A 17665-nucleotide genomic window follows, 5' to 3' on the forward strand; every position below is an offset into this window, starting at 1 on the left:
GCTGTTTGGCATGGATTCGATATTCTATCGAGATTCATGTCTTTTAATTTTGCTTCCATCCATGCTAAAGATATTTCTCATAAACAAAAAAAGATTGAAGCCCATTAGCCTCAATCTTTTTATGGTCGCTTTCATTATTTTACGTTCGGATAAATCATTGTTGCTGGGTCTACATATTCATCGAACTGTTCTTCTGTAAGTAAGCCACTTGCGATGGCTGCTGCCTTTAAGGTCGTGCCTTCTTTGTGGGCCTGTTTTGCGATTTTTGCTGCGTTTTCATAGCCAATATATGGGTTTAATGCTGTTACAAGCATTAATGAATTTTGTAAATTATGATCGAGTACCTCTTTGTTTGGCTCAATGCCTACTGCACAATGGTCGTTAAATGATTTCATTGTATCTGCTAATAGGCGAGTTGATTGCAAGAAGTTGTAAATGATGACTGGTTTAAAGACGTTTAATTCAAAGTTACCTTGAGAAGCGGCGAAGGCAATCGTTGCGTCATTTCCAACTACTTGCGTGACAACCATTGTCATTGCTTCACTTTGGGTAGGGTTTACTTTACCTGGCATAATGGAAGAGCCTGGTTCGTTTTCTGGGATCGTAATTTCCCCAATACCTGAACGAGGGCCACTTGCTAGCCAGCGAACGTCATTGGCAATTTTCATTAAATCAGCTGCTAAAGCCTTTAATGCACCGTGTGCTACAACTGCTTCATCATGACTCGTTAGGGCATGGAATTTATTTGCAGCTGATGTAAATTGTTTGCCTGTTAGCTCACTAATTTCCTCAGCCACACGATCACCAAATTCAGGGTGAGCATTGATTCCTGTACCGACTGCTGTACCACCAATTGCAAGCTCCTTCATATAGTCAATATTTTGGATAATCATATGCTCTGATTTTGAGAGCATGGCTGCCCAACCGCTAATTTCTTGACCTAATGTGAGAGGTGTCGCGTCCTGTAAATGCGTACGACCAATTTTAATAATGTCCTTAAATTGAGCTGCTTTATCTTCCAAGGTTGCTTTTAGTAAACGTAGTCTTGGTAATAAATAATCTTCCACTTTTAAAACAGCCGCAATATGCAATGCTGTTGGGAATGTATCATTTGAGCTTTGTGATTTATTGACATCATCATTTGGATGAATACGGTCAGCTTTACCAGCATCCTCTAATAGTTGATTCGCACGGTGAGCAATGACTTCATTCACATTCATATTGGATTGTGTACCACTACCAGTTTGCCAAACCACAAGAGGAAATTGATCGTCCCATTGACCATTTAAAATTTCATCTGCAGCCTGCACGATGGCATTTGCTTTAATATCAGAAAGTTTGCCTAGTTTATTATTCGCAATCGCCGCACTTTTCTTTAGGATTGTCATAGCTTGCACAAGCTCAATTGGCATTTGTTCTGTACCAATTTGGAAATTTTCTTTACTGCGCTGTGTTTGCGCGCCCCAAATTTTATTAGCAGGTACTTTAATTTCACCCATAGTGTCTTTTTCAATACGATAATCCATGTCAAAACAGCTCCTTTAGTATGTAAAGTTCTCCTCATGTACAGATAAAAACGGATACTCTTAGTCTGATGTAAGAATATCCGTTTGATACATGCTTATTCAAAAAAGAGGGGGATTCTGAATGAAGCAATTTGGAGAAAGAAATAATCTATTGATAATGATAATTGTTATCAATTAAAAAGTCAACGGTTTTGCTTGAAGAAATTTAAAGTGAATGATTCGCAATTATTACCTATTTTATTCCCGAAAATTAAGGGAATAAACCATGTTTAAGTTGATTATCTCTTTTTCTTTCCAAGGTCTTTAAGAGGCTGCTTTTTAGGGATTTTTTCGAATAATATCTTCACATGAAAATTGTTGTCATCAACTTGAAGTACCTCCAACACCTTTGCCTTGCGCCCTTTAATGCGAATATCTTCTTCCACAGTAGGTAGCTTGACAAGCAATTGACTTAAAACGGACGTCTTGTTTTCGTAGTAATGCGTCACAAACATCGCGATTCTCCTTCTGACTTTTGATTGTTACTCAATTTATGAGCGTGGGATAATAGTTAGAACTTTGGAGATGGTGATCAAAGAATGAAGAACTACGAATAGATGCTTAAGATAATTAAAAATTGAAAGGGGTCTGTACAGTTTTTTAAAAATAAAGTATTTTGGTTCACTACATAGAAAATAGATAAAACTATGTGATAAGAACTAATAAAATAATTGGGTGTAAAACATGTTTGACACCTTATTTGTCTTACATTAATATTATGGTGTAAAAGATCTTTTACAAGCCAGGAGCGGAGTGGTGTTAGAAATGGAAAATAAAATAAGAGTATATCGTGAAAAAAATAGCCTCTCACAAGGTAAATTAGCGGAGTTATGCAATGTGACAAGGCAGACCATTAATGCCATTGAAAATAATAAATATGATCCAAGTTTGGAATTGGCTTTTACTTTGTCCTATATTTTAAGTGCTCCTATAGAAGAATTATTTATTTTTACATATGGAAGGAATGAGAAAAAGTGACGATTACAAAAAAGGTAAGTTTAATCGGTTCTTTAGTTATTATTGTTTCTATTGGTAGTTATGGTGTATATGAATGGATAACGAAAGAAATGATTGATGCAGCGACAATTTTCTTTGTATTCTTAGGAATAGGTCTTTTATTTCAGTCCATTACTTGGGGAGAAATGAACGGAGTAAATGAAGGAAAAAAAGATGAGTTAGAAAAACATATCACACTTATTAGTTCAAAAATTAGTTACTATCTTTTACTGTTATTTATGGTTATTGTTTTAGTGATCTCAGAAAGAGTAACCGCTTTAAATGATATTAAGAATATTCCACTTGTTATTGTCATAGGACTTGCTTGGATTACTATGCCAATTACTGAGTTTGTGGTTTCTAAAAAATATAGTTAAATAAATTGATCTTTGTAAAGAAGGCTGATTTATTTTGATGAAATTTAATTTTAGATCAACTTACCTCGATAGATAGATTAAGAGGTGAGTTGATTTTTTTGTTGGATATTTATGTTAAAATAACTATGGAATTTTATGACAGTTTATTGTTATTAGACTACCATGACAAAAAAATTTAGAAAAAGGGGCGAGAAAGAAGAATGACGAATAATATCATCGAACAAGCGAAACGAGGGCTGGAGGGTTTTGCTATTGGAGGTTATCATACTAGCGGAAATTTTAGTAAGTATCGGGAGGAATACTATAAATATTTTGGAGATCCAGATGATGAAACGAGAAAATACGCTATAGCTGCATTTACTTGTATGCTGGGTACTTGGGAAACGGGTTCTCTTCAGATATTTCAGCCCATACAAGAGTGGGAGGAAAATAAAAAATGGAACTCCAATCCATTAGACCAGAAGCGATTTTATCGTTTTAAAGATTATCTTTATGCACTGTTAGCACATCATGAGCAGATAGAGAAAGAATTCCCCTATATGTATGAAGATATTGTTTTATTTTTAATAAAAATAGAATTAAATCAAGGGATCAGATATGAGGAATGGTTTCCAGAGCATAACCCGAATTTGTTTCAGCGATTAAGAGAAGAAATTTTAATACCTAAACAACATTTGGTAGATAAAAGAAGTCATCGGAAATTCTTATTAAAAGAAATAGGTATTGAAGCTTTTTTCGAATCGGATCAATTTAGGTAATGAAAGTAATCCAAAAGTGGATGGAATCGCTCAGAAAGGGCTCCAAGGTGATCATCGGATGAGAGGCTACGTGCTTATTAGAGACAATCATTTAGCAAGCCACTGCGAAATAAAATTGCAATGGAAAACACTACTGCCTGTTGCAGGGAAATCATTCACTTAATCAGTTAGAGAGGAGGTCAATGTCCACTTATTTTATAAAAAAATCAAAAATATGACATGATACTACATATAGTAATTGCAACTTTCGACATGTTTTTTATTTATTTCTCGGGAAATATCTCATAGCGATTTGTGAAAATGGTAGGGACTTCGTCAGCTGTTTTAGGCTATTTATGTTTGGCAGGCTCGGGTGGATACATAAAAAGGTAACATTTCAATCAAACAGGTGGGTGGAATACGTTTCAGCTAGGGGGATGTTCGCTATAATAAGAGTGAGGAGGAAATGAAATGTATTTAAAATCATGTAAGGTGTTACAGGATACAATTCCAAATAAACAGGAGTATCCTTTTAATATTCCAAGCTTGCAGGATTTGCATGAGCTGGAGTTCCCAACGAATGTGACGTTCTTTGTTGGGGAAAATGGTTCGGGGAAATCAACATTACTGGAGGCGATTGCTGATCGCTGCGATTTCAATACGGCTGGTGGCGGTCGTCAAAATTTATATGAAGTACATAAGGCGGAATCTTCATTGGGGGAATATATCCGTTTGTCGTGGCTGCCGAAAATATCGAATGGGTTTTTTCTTCGATCAGAAACATTTTATCAATTTGCCAGTCATATTGATTTGTTAGAGCGCCATCCAAACAAATATGCTGCTTTTGGTGGGAAATCACTACATCATCAATCTCATGGAGAATCCTTTCTTGCGTTATTTATGAATCGCTTTAAGGGTAAAGCCATTTATTTATTGGATGAGCCTGAGGCGGCATTGTCTCCAACGAGGCAGCTGAGCTTGCTGAAAATAATCAAGGACCTTGAGCATGAGGCACAATTTATTATTGCTACACACTCACCCATTTTGCTTGGCTATCCGAATGCAACGATTTATAGTTTTGATCAAGGAGAAATTGAATCCATTCGCTATGAGGATACCATTCACTACATCGTGACCAAACGTTTTTTGGATGCACCACAGTCGATATTAAGAGAGTTATTTGATGAGGAGAGGGAATCATGAATCAACGAAAAGGCTTAATCATGCGAGAAATTCGATTGGATGAAATGGCACAGTCCATTGATTTACTGAATTATGTCTTTCAAATGTCAATGTCCATTCACAAGGATCGTCGCTTTGTGAATGCGAAGAGTAGGCAATTTAATGAAGGGCATGCTATCGGGTGGTTTGATGGTTCACAGCTTGTATCGCAAATTTTAAGTTTGCCTTTTGAGGTGAATGTGCATGGCAAGATTTATGAAATGGGTGGCATCACAGCAGTTGGGACATACCCTGAATATTCAGGGCATGGCTTAATGGAGAGCTTGATCATTGAAAGTCTGCAAAGTATGCGAAATGAAGGACAGTATATATCCTATTTATTTCCATATTCTATTCCTTATTACCGCAAAAAGGGATGGGAAATTATGAGTGATATTGTGGAATTTCAAGTGAAGGATACACAGCTTCCTCATTATGCTGGGCTTAATGGGAAAATTCGCCGTGTTGATCCCAAGCATGAGGATGTGGTGGCTATCTACGCACGCTATGCGCAGAAAACGCATGGGGTAATGGTGCGCAATAGTATTGCCTGGAACGAGAAATTTCAGGAGGATTTCTGGGAGGAGAAATTTATAGATAGTGATGTGAACCTTCAGGCGGCGGTCTACTATGATGAAGAAGATGTGGCACAGGGCTACATGTTCTATCGCATTATGGAGGAAAATTATTACATCGATGAAATCGTCTATTTGCAGGAAGAGGCTCGAAAAGGTTTATGGAATTTCGTCTCGGCTCACAGCTCGATGGTCTACAATGTCTACGGGAAGACAACTGGAAATGAAGCGGTTGCCTTTCTATTGGAGGACAGTGAGATCATTCAAAAGGTATCGCCTTATTTCATGGCAAGAATCGTTGATGTCAAAGAATTTTTACTGCGCTATCCATTTATCGGTCAGAATTTCGAGCTTCAGCTAGCTGTCAGTGATCGCACTGTGGCGTGGAATAATGGTAGCTACATCATCAAAATGAAAGATGGAAACCTTTCTGTTCAGAAGGTAAGTGAGACGTTGAACGCGAATGCTGTGCATTTAACAGTGCAAACACTGGCAACTATGCTATTAGGCTACAAACGTCCAACCTATTTAGAAAGAATTGAACGATTACAGGGATGTGCAGAGGAAATTGCATTGCTCGAGGCGGTTTTACCAGTAGGTATCCCAACATTTATTGATTATTTTTAAGTGGTATGGTAAGAGCCATAACGTTGAAGGTTATGGCTGCCACGCCTCTTTTAACAGCTCGATGCCCAGCTTGATTTCTTCCAACGCTAATTTACTAAAGCCTAATTGCAGCATTGGTTCCTCATTTTTTTGATGGATAAAAAAGGGGCTTGTCGGATAAACCTTCACACCGTAAGTCGCCGCCTGTTGGATCAGCTGCTGCTCGGAAAGCGGAGACTTTATCTTCACTAATACATAGAGTCCTGATTGCTCGCCTAACACGGTTATTTGCTGACCGAAATGTCGTTGTAGCTCCTGTACAAGGTGCTGCATTTTTTGTTTATAGGTCAAACGCATTCGTTTAATATGGCGTGACCATTCTCCCTGCGCCATAAATTGGGCCATTGTGCGTTGATGGAGGGACGAAGCATTTTGTTCAAATTGAGCAAAACGCTCTTTATAGGGCTGAACAAGTGCATTTGGTAGCACCATATAGCTTAAACGCACACCTGGTAAAAACGATTTGGAGAAGGTGCCGAGATAGATTACCCTTGATGAGTCGATGGAAGCAAGGGCAGGAAATGGCTGTTGCGTATAGCGAAACTCTCCATCATAATCATCCTCTAGAATATAACCATCGACTTGTTGAGCCCATTGTATTAAGGTCTGTCGCTGCTGAATAGACATGGACACACCGTATGGGAAATGATGTGACGGGGTGACATACATTAAGCGTGATTGACAGTTTTGGAGTATGTCAAGTTGAGCTCCTGTTTCCATTACAGGGAGTGGCTCTATTTCGAAGTGATGTAACTGGAAGGCTTCCCGTGCACCATCATAGCCAGGGTCTTCCAAAAGAATGCTTGGGAAAGATTCTTTTAGTAAAAAGCCAAGATACAAGAGCATTTGCTGTGTGCTACTACCAATAACGATATTGTCACTCGTTGTATAAACCCCTCTTGCTTGCAATAAATACGGCACAAGCTGCTCCTTTAGCACTGATTCTCCAAACAGTTCTCCATATTCGTAACAGGTTGATTCCTGTAATACTTGATTGGCAATTTGGCGCCATGTTTTCATGGGAAAATGTTGCTGATCGACAGCTCCTGCGCGAAAATCTACACGATAGGAGGCAGCCTTCTTTTTTGGCTGTGACATAGGGGGCTGTGCCTGCTCCTTTAAAAAAACCTGCTCTAGTGCATTGACGAAATAGCCTTTTCGTCCCTCCCCACGTATGTATCCTTCTGCTACAAGCTGTTCATAAGCGGTTAATGTAGTATTACGACTGACCTGTAAAGTTTCTGCAAGTTTTCGTATAGAGGGCAGGGAATCATCTGTTTGAAGTGTACCTCGCATAATAAGTGCTTTAATTTGCTGGTACACTTGCTTATATTTTGCCTCTTTTTCTGTTAATAGAAAGATAAAATCGTCCATCAGGCACCACCTTGACATGTTAAAATATTTGGAACTGTTTCTTTTGAAATGTCAGATTATTTACTACCATCATACTAGAAGGACAATCAAAAGGAAATGGAGATTAAAATATGAAAATTTGTATGGTGACACAGAAAACGATGGGAGACGTAGTCTCATTATTTAATGCCTATCGTGAATTTTATGGACAATCATCTGATTTACAGCAAGCTGAGCAGTTTATACAGGAGCGAGTAATGGGAGCAGAGTCTATTATTTTCCTGGCATATTTGGAGGAGGAGCCAGTTGGATTTGCACAATTGTTTCCAGTCTTTTCATCCGTCGCTATGAAAAAAGCGTTTCTCTTAAATGATTTATTTGTGGCGAAACAAGCCAGAAAACAAGGTGTAGCACAGGCGTTGATGGAGCAATGCTATGCCTATTGTCAGCAGGAAGATGCTCGTTACATGATGCTTGAAACCGCTAGAGATAATGTCCAAGCACAGAAGCTCTATGAAAAAATGGGCATGACGATTGATGAAACTGTTTATTATTACAGTATTTATTGGTGATTTTTTTCGATGTGATGGATGTTGGTGGAAACCCCGCTCAATACCACTATAAATCTAAGTTTCAGCCCCTACCATTGATTGTGACTATGGTGGGGGCTTTGTGGTTATGCGTGGCTCATCCATCCTGCGAAGAGACCTGAGGAGAAAAAGCGGGTAATGTTTTGAAAGCCCGCTTCACTTAATAGCTGTTGGATTTCTTGATCGGAGAGGAAGGAAATATTCATGATGCCCTTGCCCATGCTATCTACCTTTTCTTTTGTATAGCCGGCCTCTAAAAAGTAGCTTTGCCATATTTTGATGCGATCTTGTAGCTCGTCACTTTCTCGTTCTCCGTAGGCACAAGCGAGGACAAAGGGCTTTCCAGGTTTTAATTGCTTGTGAATATTTTGCAGTAGATGGAGTTTCTCCTGTCGATCTTCAATAAAATGAAGAACGAGGATACAGCTTGCCGCATCGAATTTCGGTGTTGATTGGGGTAAGCGCTCAATTGTTCCTTGTAGTAGCTGAACGCGACTTTCAATATCCAGTTGCACGGCTTTATGCTGTGCAATTTGGAGCATTTCCTCAGATGGATCAACCCCAGTGAACATCCATTTAGGGTTTGTTGGTCCCCATGCAGAAAGCTCGTTGCCCCCACCAGCTCCTACAACAAGCAGGGATGCTTCTTGTTCTCCTAAATGCATGCGGAAATAGGCTTGTGTCACGGCAAATAATGTGTCATAGGCAGGCACTGAAATTCTTGTGCTGTGCTCATATGTTCGTGCCTTTTCTAATAAATGTGTAGATAATGTACGCATTGTGATAGCCTCCAGTGTTTTATCGTCTCTATTACAGACCTTTAATATCTGTAATAGAGTATAAATGAAAATAACTGAAAAGACAAAGGAGAAGCCCTTTGACATCGTTTTTTTATTGTAAAACATTTAATAATTAACAATAAAGATAAATAATTTAATGTTTATCGTTAAATAACTATTGAAAAAAATGGCACTTTCTTCTATGCTTGTAGTAAACAGGAGGGGAAATAAGATGATGAATAGTTTAATCAGTGCCATTTTGCAAGTGATGTTATTTTCAGTGATTCCGTTTATTTGGTGGCTTTGTACAGCGAGAAAAAAACAGCCCTTTTTAACGTGGATAGGATTGCAAAAGCCTATTATTGTGCACAAGGGAAGGTATGCTATGTACATTGTACTTTCTACTTTCACGATGTTAATACCGAGCTTTGCGCTAGTCTTTTTCTATATTGATCGCTCCTTGCTAGCGGCGAATCAATTCGCGGGACTTGGAGCTGCTGCCGTCATTCCAGCACTTTTCTACGCTATTATTCAAACAGGTTTATCAGAGGAGCTATTATTTCGCGGCTTTTTATTAAAGAGATTGATGAAGATTTTTGATTTTCAAGGAGCAAATCTCTTGCAAAGTATTGTTTTTGGCTGTGTTCATGGGGCCATGCTATGGTCGGTGCTTCCGCTTCATGTAATCTTATTAGTTGTGCTTACTACAGCGCTTGCTGGCTATGTGATGGGCTGGGTGAACGAACGAATTGCTGGAGGTTCCATTGTCACTAGCTGGAGTATCCATAGTATTGTAAATTTCATAGCGGCGTGCTTGTATATGTTTAAATTTTGACTTATTTGCATTTCTTTGCTGTCACTTGCATAATAGGGCAGAGAAGATTTTTTCGTGAAGGGACGTGCAAGCATGACAGAGTGGCCTAAGGGAGTAGCAAAACCAGCAATTCGCGCATTACATGCAGCGGGCTATACAGAATTGAAGCAGCTAGAAAGAGTTGAGCTTTCTACATTAGCTCATCTTCATGGACTGGGTCCAAAAGCTTTAGCAGCGATTGAGGCGGCACTAAAGGAAAGTAGGGAACCTCGTGAATAAGCTGACATTGTTTTTACTGGCGATGGTTGTCTATTATATCCTTGTTGTAGTCGTTATTAGCAAGCTGTTTATTATTCCTATTATGAAAGTGATGGCTCTTATCTTTTTTATAGGGGCAGGCTATATCTTTTCTCGTAAAATGCGTAGGAAATTACAGTAGGAGGTAATATGAAAATTGTTAAATTAACATTCTTTTATTTAGCTATTATTTTATTGGCATTGACGCTGTCCTTAGCGGGTGTTCGTCTATCCATCTCTCTTGGGATATTTGCATTAATTGCGGTAGGAATGATTTATCGCCATATACATATTTTATATCGCACAAACAATATGGAGCAGGTGGATAAATGGGTTAAAAATCACCGAAAAGAGCCTATATTTGCTGCTCTCTATGCATCAGCTTACGGGACAAAAGAGGAACAGATTCAGGCAATCGATGTCATCATCCATCATTATAAGCAGCCAGCCATTAAGTACAATTACCTCTTTATTAAGGCCATTATGGAGGAGAATCTTGGTGCTGCTAAAGTAGCCGCAAGACAAATTGATAAGGAGCCTTTAACTAGCTATGCACTATGCTATATTGCTGCGCTGGAAGGTCGAGCGGCCGATATGAGAAGTGATAAACTAACACAGCCGTGGATGCAACCTGCAATTGAAGCGGTCTATGCCTGTACAATAAAGGATCAGGCTAATTTCCGCCAATTCGCGGATGCCAGCATCCAGCAAGCACGTGGCATACAGAAATACGGTTTAATACATAATTTTAAGCAAATGGAAGATGAATTGGTAAAGGCATAATGGAAGGGCTACTTGATAACAGTATCAGGTAGCCTGATTTTGTGTCAGAAATCATAAATTAATTCAATGAGGTGAAAATGTTTGTCTAAAATGGATCATATGATGCAGATTTTATGGATGTTGAATTCAGGTAGGAAAATTACCGCGAAAGAAATCGCTGAAAAATTAGAGATTAATATTAGATCCGTTTACCGCTATATTAACTCACTTTCTGCCAGTGGTGTGCCGATTATAGCTGAAACAGGTCATCATGGAGGATATACCCTGTTGAATAATTTTATTAAAAGTCCTCTTATTTTTGATGTTGATGAGAAAGCGGCATTACTTCATGCTTCTATTTTTGCAAAAGAAGCTGGCTATTTTTTAGATGAGGCATTAAACAGTGCAACAGCAAAGCTTACCATGTATTCAAATCAAGAGCAAGAAAAAATGATTCAACAGCATTTACAAGGTTTCGAGATAATCGGTCCTGATGAATCCTCCTTGGAGCCACTGTTAAAAAAATTAGAAGAGAGTATAGTAAAGGGAACATCTATAGAAATGGAATACCATACTAATAATGAAGAGCAATCTAAGTCTAGGGTGGTTAATCCATATGGTTTGGTTTATTGGAAACAAAACTGGTATGTCGTTGCATTTTGTCATGTAAGAAATGAAATCCGTACTTTTAAAGTAGGCCGAATTAGTAGTCTGCATCAAACAGGCATTCCCTTCCAACGGCCACAATCTTTCTCTGCAAGTGATTTTTTTATGAAAAGCCTTTTTCCTCAAGCCGAAGATAAACAGAACCTTGTGCCCTTCATCATTTGTGGAAAGTCAAGTGCTGTGGATGCGATCAGTCAGCATTGGTTTTTAAAGTATCACCTCCAAGAACGCACCAATAAGAACGCTATATTTTTAGTAGATGAGGAAGCATTACATACCTATGTACCCTATTTACTTTTTTCCTATGGAAAATCAATCCAAGTAGTAGAACCCATAAGTCTAAAGCAAAAGATAATTGACGTTTTATATGAGCTCATCCATTTTTATGAAAATGAAAACTTTACTGACGGAGAATGTCAGTAAAGTTTTTTTATACTAAGCATAGTTTCAATAAAAGGAGTGTTGTTTATTATGCAGACAAGAAAAGTGTATCTTTATGTATTTGATACGATGGCAGATTGGGAGATAGGGTATTTAATGGCCGAATTAAATACAGGTAGATATTTTAAAAAGGGGTTAGAGTCTTTAGAGGTGATGACAGTAGGGATTGATAGAAGTCCAGTTACGACGATGGGTGGCATCACCATACTTCCAACAATGACCGTTGCTGAATGTCACTTGAATAGCATGGATGTCTTGATTCTCCCAGGAGGCAATACATGGCTAGAATCTATTCATGACCCTGTATTGAATAAAGTCTCAAAAGCGTTGAATGAAGATGTTTTCGTAGCTGCAATTTGCGGTGCAACGTTTGGTCTTGCAAAGGTTGGTTTGCTTGATACAAGACAACATACGAGCAACGATCTCGAATACTTGAAGATGCTTTGTCCACATTATATGGGGGATGAACATTTTAAACAGAAGCCAGCCGTAACTGAAGGGAATTTAGTAACGGCATCTGGCATTGCACCATTGGATTTTGCCTACCATGTTTTGAGGCTGCTCAATGTTTTTACACCTGAAACATTACATGCTTGGTATAAGCTTTATGAGACGCAGGAGAAAAAATATTTTTATGAATTAATGACATCCATTGAATCATAATTAGTCTAAGAAGAGCATGTTCATTGTTAGAACATGCTCTCTTTTTTTACATTAACTTTTTTTAGCCAACAAAATGCCTCGCACAATCCCTATCATAAAGATACCAAATAACAGCAGTAAAAATAGGTAAGCATGCCATTGTTGTAAAATACGTTCACGACCTAGAGCTACCGTCAGGTCATTGAATAGGGAGTAGGTAAAATACAATAGAATACTATTTTTGATGAGACAAAACGTAAGGATGCCATTCTGTCGCTGTTTATGGGAGAACGGTGCTTTATTTTTACGCATCACAGGATAAGCTGCCTTTATCTCTAAATAGTGTAAAAGTAGAAAGAGCATAAGAGCGACAAAGGGTAAATAAAAAATAGCAATTTTCGGACCGAATTGGGCATGTTCACTCGTGAAGCTTTGCAAGACAGGAATCATGGCAGGGAGCTTGCCGTATTGAATAAGTGTCGCCGTAATGCCAGCTAGAAAAATAGTCGCCACAATAACCGTTAACTGGTGACAAAAGCGTGGTGTAGGTGTTTTTTGTTGTATATGCATCCTTGCTCCTCATTTCCATCATCATTGATAATAACAATCTGTTATACTGTATCATAGAATGATTGCTTTTTGTGTGAGAGAAAGAAGGATATTATGGAATACTTGTTGTTTTTACTTATTGGCATCATTGGGAATGTCATTGGGACGTTAGTTGGGGGTGGTGGCTTAATTACCTTGCCAACGATGATGCTAATGGGTGTACCCGTCCATTCGGCTATTGGCGCAAATAAAGTGTCCAATATGGTGAGTGCTTTTTCAAGCTTTTATACAATTTATCAACGTAAGGAATTAGCATGGAACGAAATGCGTTCGGTGTTACTTGTCTCTTTAATCGGGGGTACATTGGGGGGACTTTTCGCTTCATTCATGAGTAGTCAATCATTAACGTTCATTGCTATTATTTTACTTGGCTTTGCGCTTGTCATGTCCTTTATGGGTGGAGCTGATTTTGGCGATAAGGAACGTTTTACGATGAATCGAAAAAACGGTCCTATCCTTCTTGGAGTTGGCTTTTATGACGGTATGTTTGGTCCGGGCAGTAGTACATTGGCGCTTTATACATATGCACATGAGAAGATTTCCTATATTAAAGCCGTGGGGCTATCACGGGTAGGGGTATTTGCCATGTGCTCAGGTGCAGCGATTACCTATATTGCTACAGGGAAAATTGAATGGCCGTTAACGCTTATTTTAATGATTGGCTCGACGATCGGTGCACAAATTGGGCTTGTGCTAGCCAGAAAAGTGAAGGCACATCAGGTAAAGCTTTTACTGCGTATTGTAACGATTGTGCTGATCATACAGCTTGTTTATGATTTCATCCATCAGCTTTAGGAGGTGATTGTCCTGTTTGAAATTTCACCCTATCCAACCTTTTCGTGGTCGCTATCACGTCATAAAACATTGACAAGCTGTGCTCGCAAATACGGCTATGAATATTACTTTTCACATAACGGGTGGCTCAGTTACAATGTTGAGCCATATCATCAACAGGTGTATCGCTTAAAAAAGCTGCAATCGATGCCTATTTTATTTGGGCAAATTGTCCATCGATACATTGAGCAGGCCATTAATGATTATTTACAAGCAGGAAAAGCTCCAACTGTAGAGGAGCTAATTCAATTGGGGCGCGGACAGCTGAATGCAGCCTTTATTGACTCCACTCGTCGTCTTGAATTTTGGAGGCAAAAACCAAATAAGTATTATATGATGCAGGAAATCTATTACCATGGCACCCTTTCTCCTGAGCTGGTGCAAGACTATAAAGAACGTTTACGACTTGTCTTTAATCATTTATTGATGAGTGAAACATTCCAGCAAATCACCACACAAAAAGGCTATCTCCGTATCGGAGAACCAGAGCAATTCCGCTCCATGAAAATAGACGATGTCCAGGTATTTGTTGTTATGGACTTTCATTATTATGATGAACTGAGGGATAAATGGATTATTGTTGACTGGAAGACCGGTGGAGAATCTGATGATGACCGTCAGCAATTAGCCCTCTACGCGTACTATGTTCAGCAAAAATACCGTGTGTCTCTAGCGCAAATCGAGGTCTATAATGAATATTTATTAACAGGCAAGCGCAAGAAATATAGTTTTACAGACATCGATATGGAGAACATTTTGTATACGTTTCAGCGCAGTGTTTTAGAAATGAAAAAGTATCAGGCTGATATTTTTTCCAACGAGCCTATAGACCTCGAGGACTTTGAACAAACACTAGAAAAATGGCATTGTCGTGGCTGTAATTTTAGGGAGCTATGTGCATCAAGGTGAAAAAGAAGCGAGTGCTAATATAGCCTCTCGCTTCTTTTTAAGTGATTTTCGTAAAGTGAGCTTTTGTGCTTTTTTTAATAAAGTAAAGAAAAATTAATTGCACAAGTAAAACGATTAGAAACATGATGCCCAAAATAATGAATGACACCATTTTCACCTCAGGTGTTTGCACAATCCCTGCACCATCAACATTTCTTGCCCCAATAATTACGGCGATGCCAGAAAAGATCAATAACCATACAATATTTACAGCCCACCAGAATATTTTCATACCTAATATGAACACCTCTTTCTTCTTGTAATTCCCTCGCGTTTCTTAATTATAACGATTTACCTTAAATTTGGAAATGTCCGATAGTCGGTGCTACATCTCAGCCTACAGACGGATTGACTATTTTAAAAATAGAAGTTTTTCACAGGCTTCATTTCTTGTTTAGGGTATATATGGTAAATTTGGTATGTTCATATTATGGATTACCTTAGAAAGGAGGCAGCATATGATGAACAATAAAAAGAGGTTCATAGGGTCAATCGTTATGTTGGGTATTTGTATGTGCCTGTTTTTTCCGTATCCTTACAATGAAGCGATGATGGCACATACTACATTCATGTCAATTCCGATCGAAACACAAGATGGATACGTGTTACTTGGCATCTTTGGCTCGATTTTATTTATAATTGCTATGATTTTACTACTTAGGAGTATCAACAAATATCATTTTCGAACATTTGTTATTGTAGTATTACTTTATTCATTTTTACCTCATTTGCTTATCATGGCGTATCAAGAAACCTTTGCTAGTGGCATTATGGCCATTTCATACAAAGGGGATGGAGAATGTCGTTTTGATATGGTGAGAAAAGACTTCATGAATGGGGAATGTACCATTGTCTTACATAATCGAAGCAATGAAGCTGTGTCCTTTGATTTACAATTTATCGATACGAATTTTTTTAAAGGCGATAAGCGGATGAATTCACTGATGAATATAGCAGGGCCATATCATGTGTCCATCGAGGCCAATCGTGAAAAAGCTATTCATCTAAAGGAATTACTCGATTTAACAAATGTTCCTAATCATATAGAGGGAGGTAGCTCCTCTAAGGTGCATGTTCAATTAATAGACGGTGACAAGGAAAGAACTTTATAAATAGTCGATGCTTGGAAAATATTTTGCGTCTTATACATAGTTCAACATTGTATTTGCTTTTGTGGTAAACTTGTATTAAATTATAGTAAGTTATGAATTGATCTTGAGAGAGGAGGCAAAAAGTCATGGAAACGATTTTCAGAAGAACGGCGATTGAGGTAAAGACATTTTTACAATTAGATGATTTAGGCTCAAAGGGACCAGTCTGTGGTTTTTTAAGAAAACAGCATAGTGAAAGTAGTAACCGGAAGCTTTTTGCTTTTGTCAGTCATGTGTGAAAAATGACTTTTTAACCATACAAAGTAATTGGTAGACGCCGGTTTTATGGCGTCTTTTTTGTTGTGATAAAACGGAGAGAGGGTGAGTGAATTGCTAAAAAAACTAAGACAATTAAGGAATGTTGCAGTGTTCCAAGCGCTTCTAATTTAGAAAAATAATTAGAAGCGAGGAATTTACTATGAAAAAACAACCAATTTTTACTTCATCATTTCTTTTTCTATTCATAAGTAATTTTTTTATTTTTATAGGATTTGAAATGTTATTGCCTATTTTACCAGCCTATTTATTAAGCATAAACGCCAATCCGATGCAAATAGGCTTGGTGACGACGGTATTTACACTAGGTGCCATCACGATAAGACCTTTTGTAGGGTACTATTTAATGGATCATAAGCGGAAAAAACTAGCGATTGTGGCAAGTATAGCCTTACTCATAATTACAATGCTGTATCCATTGCTTAATACGATTTGGATTTTCCTATTACTCCGACTTTTCCATGGAACAGCGTGGGGTGTAACCACGACAGCCAATAGTACAATGGCTGTAGATAGTATCCCTAAAGCTCGATTAGGAGAGGGAATGGGCTATTTCTCGGTATCCACAACCGTGGGAGCAATTGTTGCACCAAGTCTCGGGATTCTTATTTACAGTACCTTTTCTTTTCACACGCTGATTTGGTCGTCAGCCTTCCTAAGCCTTTTTGCGATCATAATGCTTTCATTTGTGCATTCCACGGCACCTATTCAAAATGACAAGCAGCCATTTCGATTTATGGAAGCGATATTTGAAAAAGAAGTAAGGTTTCAGGCAGTATTGACTGTTGTGACGACGCTGGGTTTTGGCGCTATTATTACATTCTTAGTTCTTTTTGGTGAACAAAAGGGATTAAAGCATATTTTTCTATTCTTTCTTATCAACGCAATTGTTTCCACTTTAATACGTCCTTTTACAGGGAAATGGTTTGATAAGCATGGACCATGGTCGATCATTATTGTGTCAGCGATTTTCGGTTTTCTATCTTTAATCGTGTTATCCTATACTACAAATAATTTCACATTGATTATCGCCGCGATTTTATTTGGTGCAGGCTATGGCACCGTTATGCCGTGCCTACAAACCTGGGCTGTTCAAAAAGTAAGCGAAGCCAAAAGTGGTGCAGCCAATGCCACTTTTCTTTCCAGTTTTGATGTTGGAGTAGGTATGAGCGCATTTATCTTAGGAATTTTAGCTGAATGGATAAGTATAGAAATGATTTTCCGACTTGTTAGCCTTAGCTTTCTTCTTGTCGCTCTGTTAGTCTATCGGGATTACATTCTTAATAAGAAAACAAACCATTAATATAGGAAGAAGGACCAGTCTCAAGTGTCTGGTCCTTTTTTCTTTGACTTATATAACGCAAGG

The 17665-nt window shown here is 38.3% G+C and carries 23 protein-coding genes; 17 read left to right on the forward strand and 6 right to left on the reverse strand.

What is annotated here, in order from left to right; all coding sequences use genetic code 11:
• Window positions 1-134 precede the first annotated feature (134 nt).
• Together fumC and L6W14_RS08740 are read right to left on the reverse strand one after the other, a co-directional pair.
• Window positions 135-1526, reverse strand: coding sequence for a class II fumarate hydratase (fumC, locus tag L6W14_RS08735; RefSeq protein ID WP_131519885.1), 1392 nt, complete (start codon window positions 1524-1526; stop codon window positions 135-137).
• A 278-nt stretch (window positions 1527-1804) separates the two neighbouring features.
• A complete protein-coding gene (locus L6W14_RS08740; protein ID WP_054550939.1) occupies window positions 1805-2020 on the reverse strand; it encodes a hypothetical protein in 216 nt (71 codons plus the stop codon).
• A 310-nt stretch (window positions 2021-2330) separates the two neighbouring features.
• Here L6W14_RS08740 and L6W14_RS08745 point away from each other — a divergent pair, with 310 nt between their 5' ends.
• From L6W14_RS08745 to eis, 5 genes are all read left to right on the forward strand, one after another.
• A complete protein-coding gene (locus L6W14_RS08745) occupies window positions 2331-2543 on the forward strand; it encodes a helix-turn-helix transcriptional regulator (RefSeq protein ID WP_039884758.1) in 213 nt (70 codons plus the stop codon).
• The gene (locus L6W14_RS08750; protein WP_131519886.1) at window positions 2540-2938 is read left to right on the forward strand and encodes a hypothetical protein; all 399 of its coding nucleotides are present in this window, start codon (window positions 2540-2542) and stop codon (window positions 2936-2938) included. Before L6W14_RS08745 ends, L6W14_RS08750 begins: the two co-directional genes overlap by 4 nt.
• A 200-nt stretch (window positions 2939-3138) precedes the next feature.
• Window positions 3139-3696, forward strand: coding sequence for a hypothetical protein (locus L6W14_RS08755; protein ID WP_237900417.1), 558 nt, complete (start codon window positions 3139-3141; stop codon window positions 3694-3696).
• A 450-nt stretch (window positions 3697-4146) separates the two neighbouring features.
• Window positions 4147-4878: an AAA family ATPase gene (locus L6W14_RS08760; RefSeq protein WP_048390527.1), complete on the forward strand. Its 732-nt coding sequence runs from the start codon at window positions 4147-4149 to the stop codon at window positions 4876-4878.
• The gene (gene eis / locus L6W14_RS08765; protein ID WP_131519888.1) at window positions 4875-6098 is read left to right on the forward strand and encodes a GNAT family N-acetyltransferase; all 1224 of its coding nucleotides are present in this window, start codon (window positions 4875-4877) and stop codon (window positions 6096-6098) included. Before L6W14_RS08760 ends, eis begins: the two co-directional genes overlap by 4 nt.
• A gap of 30 nt (window positions 6099-6128) precedes the next feature.
• Here eis and L6W14_RS08770 read toward each other — a convergent pair whose 3' ends face one another.
• Window positions 6129-7511, reverse strand: a complete 1383-nt coding sequence (locus tag L6W14_RS08770) for a MocR-like pyridoxine biosynthesis transcription factor PdxR (RefSeq protein ID WP_237900420.1) — start codon at window positions 7509-7511, stop codon at window positions 6129-6131.
• A gap of 110 nt (window positions 7512-7621) precedes the next feature.
• On the opposite strand from L6W14_RS08770, the gene L6W14_RS08775 reads away from it, so the two are divergent.
• Window positions 7622-8062 (forward strand): GNAT family N-acetyltransferase, encoded by a 441-nt coding sequence (locus tag L6W14_RS08775; protein ID WP_237900422.1) that lies wholly within the window; start codon window positions 7622-7624, stop codon window positions 8060-8062.
• 104 nt (window positions 8063-8166) lie between these two features.
• Here the strand turns inward: L6W14_RS08775 and L6W14_RS08780 are convergent, their stop codons facing one another.
• A complete protein-coding gene (locus L6W14_RS08780) occupies window positions 8167-8859 on the reverse strand; it encodes a class I SAM-dependent methyltransferase (RefSeq protein ID WP_237900423.1) in 693 nt (230 codons plus the stop codon).
• 232 nt (window positions 8860-9091) lie between these two features.
• Here L6W14_RS08780 and L6W14_RS08785 point away from each other — a divergent pair, with 232 nt between their 5' ends.
• The 6 genes from L6W14_RS08785 (at window position 9092) to L6W14_RS08810 (ending at window position 12502) form a co-directional block, all read left to right on the forward strand.
• Window positions 9092-9694: a CPBP family intramembrane glutamic endopeptidase gene (locus L6W14_RS08785; RefSeq protein ID WP_237900425.1), complete on the forward strand. Its 603-nt coding sequence runs from the start codon at window positions 9092-9094 to the stop codon at window positions 9692-9694.
• 72 nt (window positions 9695-9766) lie between these two features.
• Window positions 9767-9952: a helix-hairpin-helix domain-containing protein gene (locus L6W14_RS08790; RefSeq protein ID WP_237900427.1), complete on the forward strand. Its 186-nt coding sequence runs from the start codon at window positions 9767-9769 to the stop codon at window positions 9950-9952.
• Window positions 9945-10112, forward strand: a complete 168-nt coding sequence (locus L6W14_RS08795; protein ID WP_016993359.1) for a hypothetical protein — start codon at window positions 9945-9947, stop codon at window positions 10110-10112. Before L6W14_RS08790 ends, L6W14_RS08795 begins: the two co-directional genes overlap by 8 nt.
• Before the next feature lie 8 nt (window positions 10113-10120).
• Window positions 10121-10753 (forward strand): hypothetical protein, encoded by a 633-nt coding sequence (locus L6W14_RS08800; protein WP_131519892.1) that lies wholly within the window; start codon window positions 10121-10123, stop codon window positions 10751-10753.
• A gap of 81 nt (window positions 10754-10834) precedes the next feature.
• Window positions 10835-11821: a helix-turn-helix transcriptional regulator gene (locus L6W14_RS08805; RefSeq protein WP_237900429.1), complete on the forward strand. Its 987-nt coding sequence runs from the start codon at window positions 10835-10837 to the stop codon at window positions 11819-11821.
• Window positions 11822-11869: 48 nt separating this feature from the next.
• Window positions 11870-12502: a type 1 glutamine amidotransferase family protein gene (locus L6W14_RS08810; protein WP_237900431.1), complete on the forward strand. Its 633-nt coding sequence runs from the start codon at window positions 11870-11872 to the stop codon at window positions 12500-12502.
• Window positions 12503-12553: 51 nt separating this feature from the next.
• Here the strand turns inward: L6W14_RS08810 and L6W14_RS08815 are convergent, their stop codons facing one another.
• Window positions 12554-13051 (reverse strand): DUF1648 domain-containing protein, encoded by a 498-nt coding sequence (locus L6W14_RS08815; RefSeq protein ID WP_237900433.1) that lies wholly within the window; start codon window positions 13049-13051, stop codon window positions 12554-12556.
• A gap of 93 nt (window positions 13052-13144) precedes the next feature.
• Between L6W14_RS08815 and L6W14_RS08820 the strand changes: the two genes are divergently transcribed.
• Both L6W14_RS08820 and L6W14_RS08825 read left to right on the forward strand, forming a co-directional pair.
• On the forward strand, window positions 13145-13885 hold the full coding sequence (locus L6W14_RS08820; RefSeq protein WP_004228897.1) for a sulfite exporter TauE/SafE family protein: 741 nt from the start codon (window positions 13145-13147) through the stop codon (window positions 13883-13885).
• A gap of 3 nt (window positions 13886-13888) precedes the next feature.
• Complete coding sequence (locus L6W14_RS08825) at window positions 13889-14833, forward strand: PD-(D/E)XK nuclease family protein (protein WP_237900434.1); 945 nt, start codon at window positions 13889-13891, stop codon at window positions 14831-14833.
• Window positions 14834-14870: 37 nt separating this feature from the next.
• Here the strand turns inward: L6W14_RS08825 and L6W14_RS08830 are convergent, their stop codons facing one another.
• Entirely contained in the window at window positions 14871-15104 is a 234-nt protein-coding gene (locus L6W14_RS08830; protein ID WP_237900436.1) for a DUF3923 family protein, read from the reverse strand.
• A 226-nt stretch (window positions 15105-15330) separates the two neighbouring features.
• On the opposite strand from L6W14_RS08830, the gene L6W14_RS08835 reads away from it, so the two are divergent.
• The 3 genes from L6W14_RS08835 to L6W14_RS08845 all read left to right on the forward strand — a co-directional run bounded on the left by L6W14_RS08835 (window position 15331) and on the right by L6W14_RS08845 (window position 17602).
• Window positions 15331-15984 (forward strand): hypothetical protein, encoded by a 654-nt coding sequence (locus L6W14_RS08835; RefSeq protein ID WP_237900438.1) that lies wholly within the window; start codon window positions 15331-15333, stop codon window positions 15982-15984.
• A gap of 125 nt (window positions 15985-16109) precedes the next feature.
• Window positions 16110-16262: a hypothetical protein gene (locus L6W14_RS08840; protein WP_167444836.1), complete on the forward strand. Its 153-nt coding sequence runs from the start codon at window positions 16110-16112 to the stop codon at window positions 16260-16262.
• A gap of 179 nt (window positions 16263-16441) precedes the next feature.
• Complete coding sequence (locus tag L6W14_RS08845) at window positions 16442-17602, forward strand: MFS transporter (RefSeq protein WP_237900440.1); 1161 nt, start codon at window positions 16442-16444, stop codon at window positions 17600-17602.
• Window positions 17603-17665 lie beyond the last annotated feature (63 nt).

Source organism: Lysinibacillus sp. ACHW1.5 (assembly GCF_022014815.1).
GTDB lineage: Bacteria > Bacillota > Bacilli > Bacillales_A > Planococcaceae > Lysinibacillus > Lysinibacillus capsici.

Excerpts from the sequence above, each read along its gene's own strand:
- fumC (WP_131519885.1), bottom strand. The coding sequence starts at position 1,526 with ATGGATTATCGTATTGAAAAAGACACTATGGGTGAAATTAAAGTACCT.
- L6W14_RS08740 (WP_054550939.1), bottom strand. The coding sequence starts at position 2,020 with ATGTTTGTGACGCATTACTACGAAAACAAGACGTCCGTTTTAAGTCAA.
- L6W14_RS08745 (WP_039884758.1), top strand. The coding sequence starts at position 2,331 with ATGGAAAATAAAATAAGAGTATATCGTGAAAAAAATAGCCTCTCACAA.
- L6W14_RS08755 (WP_237900417.1), top strand. The coding sequence starts at position 3,139 with ATGACGAATAATATCATCGAACAAGCGAAACGAGGGCTGGAGGGTTTT.
- L6W14_RS08760 (WP_048390527.1), top strand. The coding sequence starts at position 4,147 with ATGTATTTAAAATCATGTAAGGTGTTACAGGATACAATTCCAAATAAA.
- eis (WP_131519888.1), top strand. The coding sequence starts at position 4,875 with ATGAATCAACGAAAAGGCTTAATCATGCGAGAAATTCGATTGGATGAA.
- L6W14_RS08770 (WP_237900420.1), bottom strand. The coding sequence starts at position 7,511 with ATGGACGATTTTATCTTTCTATTAACAGAAAAAGAGGCAAAATATAAG.
- L6W14_RS08775 (WP_237900422.1), top strand. The coding sequence starts at position 7,622 with ATGAAAATTTGTATGGTGACACAGAAAACGATGGGAGACGTAGTCTCA.
- L6W14_RS08780 (WP_237900423.1), bottom strand. The coding sequence starts at position 8,859 with ATGCGTACATTATCTACACATTTATTAGAAAAGGCACGAACATATGAG.
- L6W14_RS08785 (WP_237900425.1), top strand. The coding sequence starts at position 9,092 with ATGATGAATAGTTTAATCAGTGCCATTTTGCAAGTGATGTTATTTTCA.
- L6W14_RS08790 (WP_237900427.1), top strand. The coding sequence starts at position 9,767 with ATGACAGAGTGGCCTAAGGGAGTAGCAAAACCAGCAATTCGCGCATTA.
- L6W14_RS08800 (WP_131519892.1), top strand. The coding sequence starts at position 10,121 with ATGAAAATTGTTAAATTAACATTCTTTTATTTAGCTATTATTTTATTG.
- L6W14_RS08810 (WP_237900431.1), top strand. The coding sequence starts at position 11,870 with ATGCAGACAAGAAAAGTGTATCTTTATGTATTTGATACGATGGCAGAT.
- L6W14_RS08815 (WP_237900433.1), bottom strand. The coding sequence starts at position 13,051 with ATGCATATACAACAAAAAACACCTACACCACGCTTTTGTCACCAGTTA.
- L6W14_RS08820 (WP_004228897.1), top strand. The coding sequence starts at position 13,145 with ATGGAATACTTGTTGTTTTTACTTATTGGCATCATTGGGAATGTCATT.
- L6W14_RS08830 (WP_237900436.1), bottom strand. The coding sequence starts at position 15,104 with ATGAAAATATTCTGGTGGGCTGTAAATATTGTATGGTTATTGATCTTT.
- L6W14_RS08835 (WP_237900438.1), top strand. The coding sequence starts at position 15,331 with ATGATGAACAATAAAAAGAGGTTCATAGGGTCAATCGTTATGTTGGGT.
- L6W14_RS08840 (WP_167444836.1), top strand. The coding sequence starts at position 16,110 with ATGGAAACGATTTTCAGAAGAACGGCGATTGAGGTAAAGACATTTTTA.
- L6W14_RS08845 (WP_237900440.1), top strand. The coding sequence starts at position 16,442 with ATGAAAAAACAACCAATTTTTACTTCATCATTTCTTTTTCTATTCATA.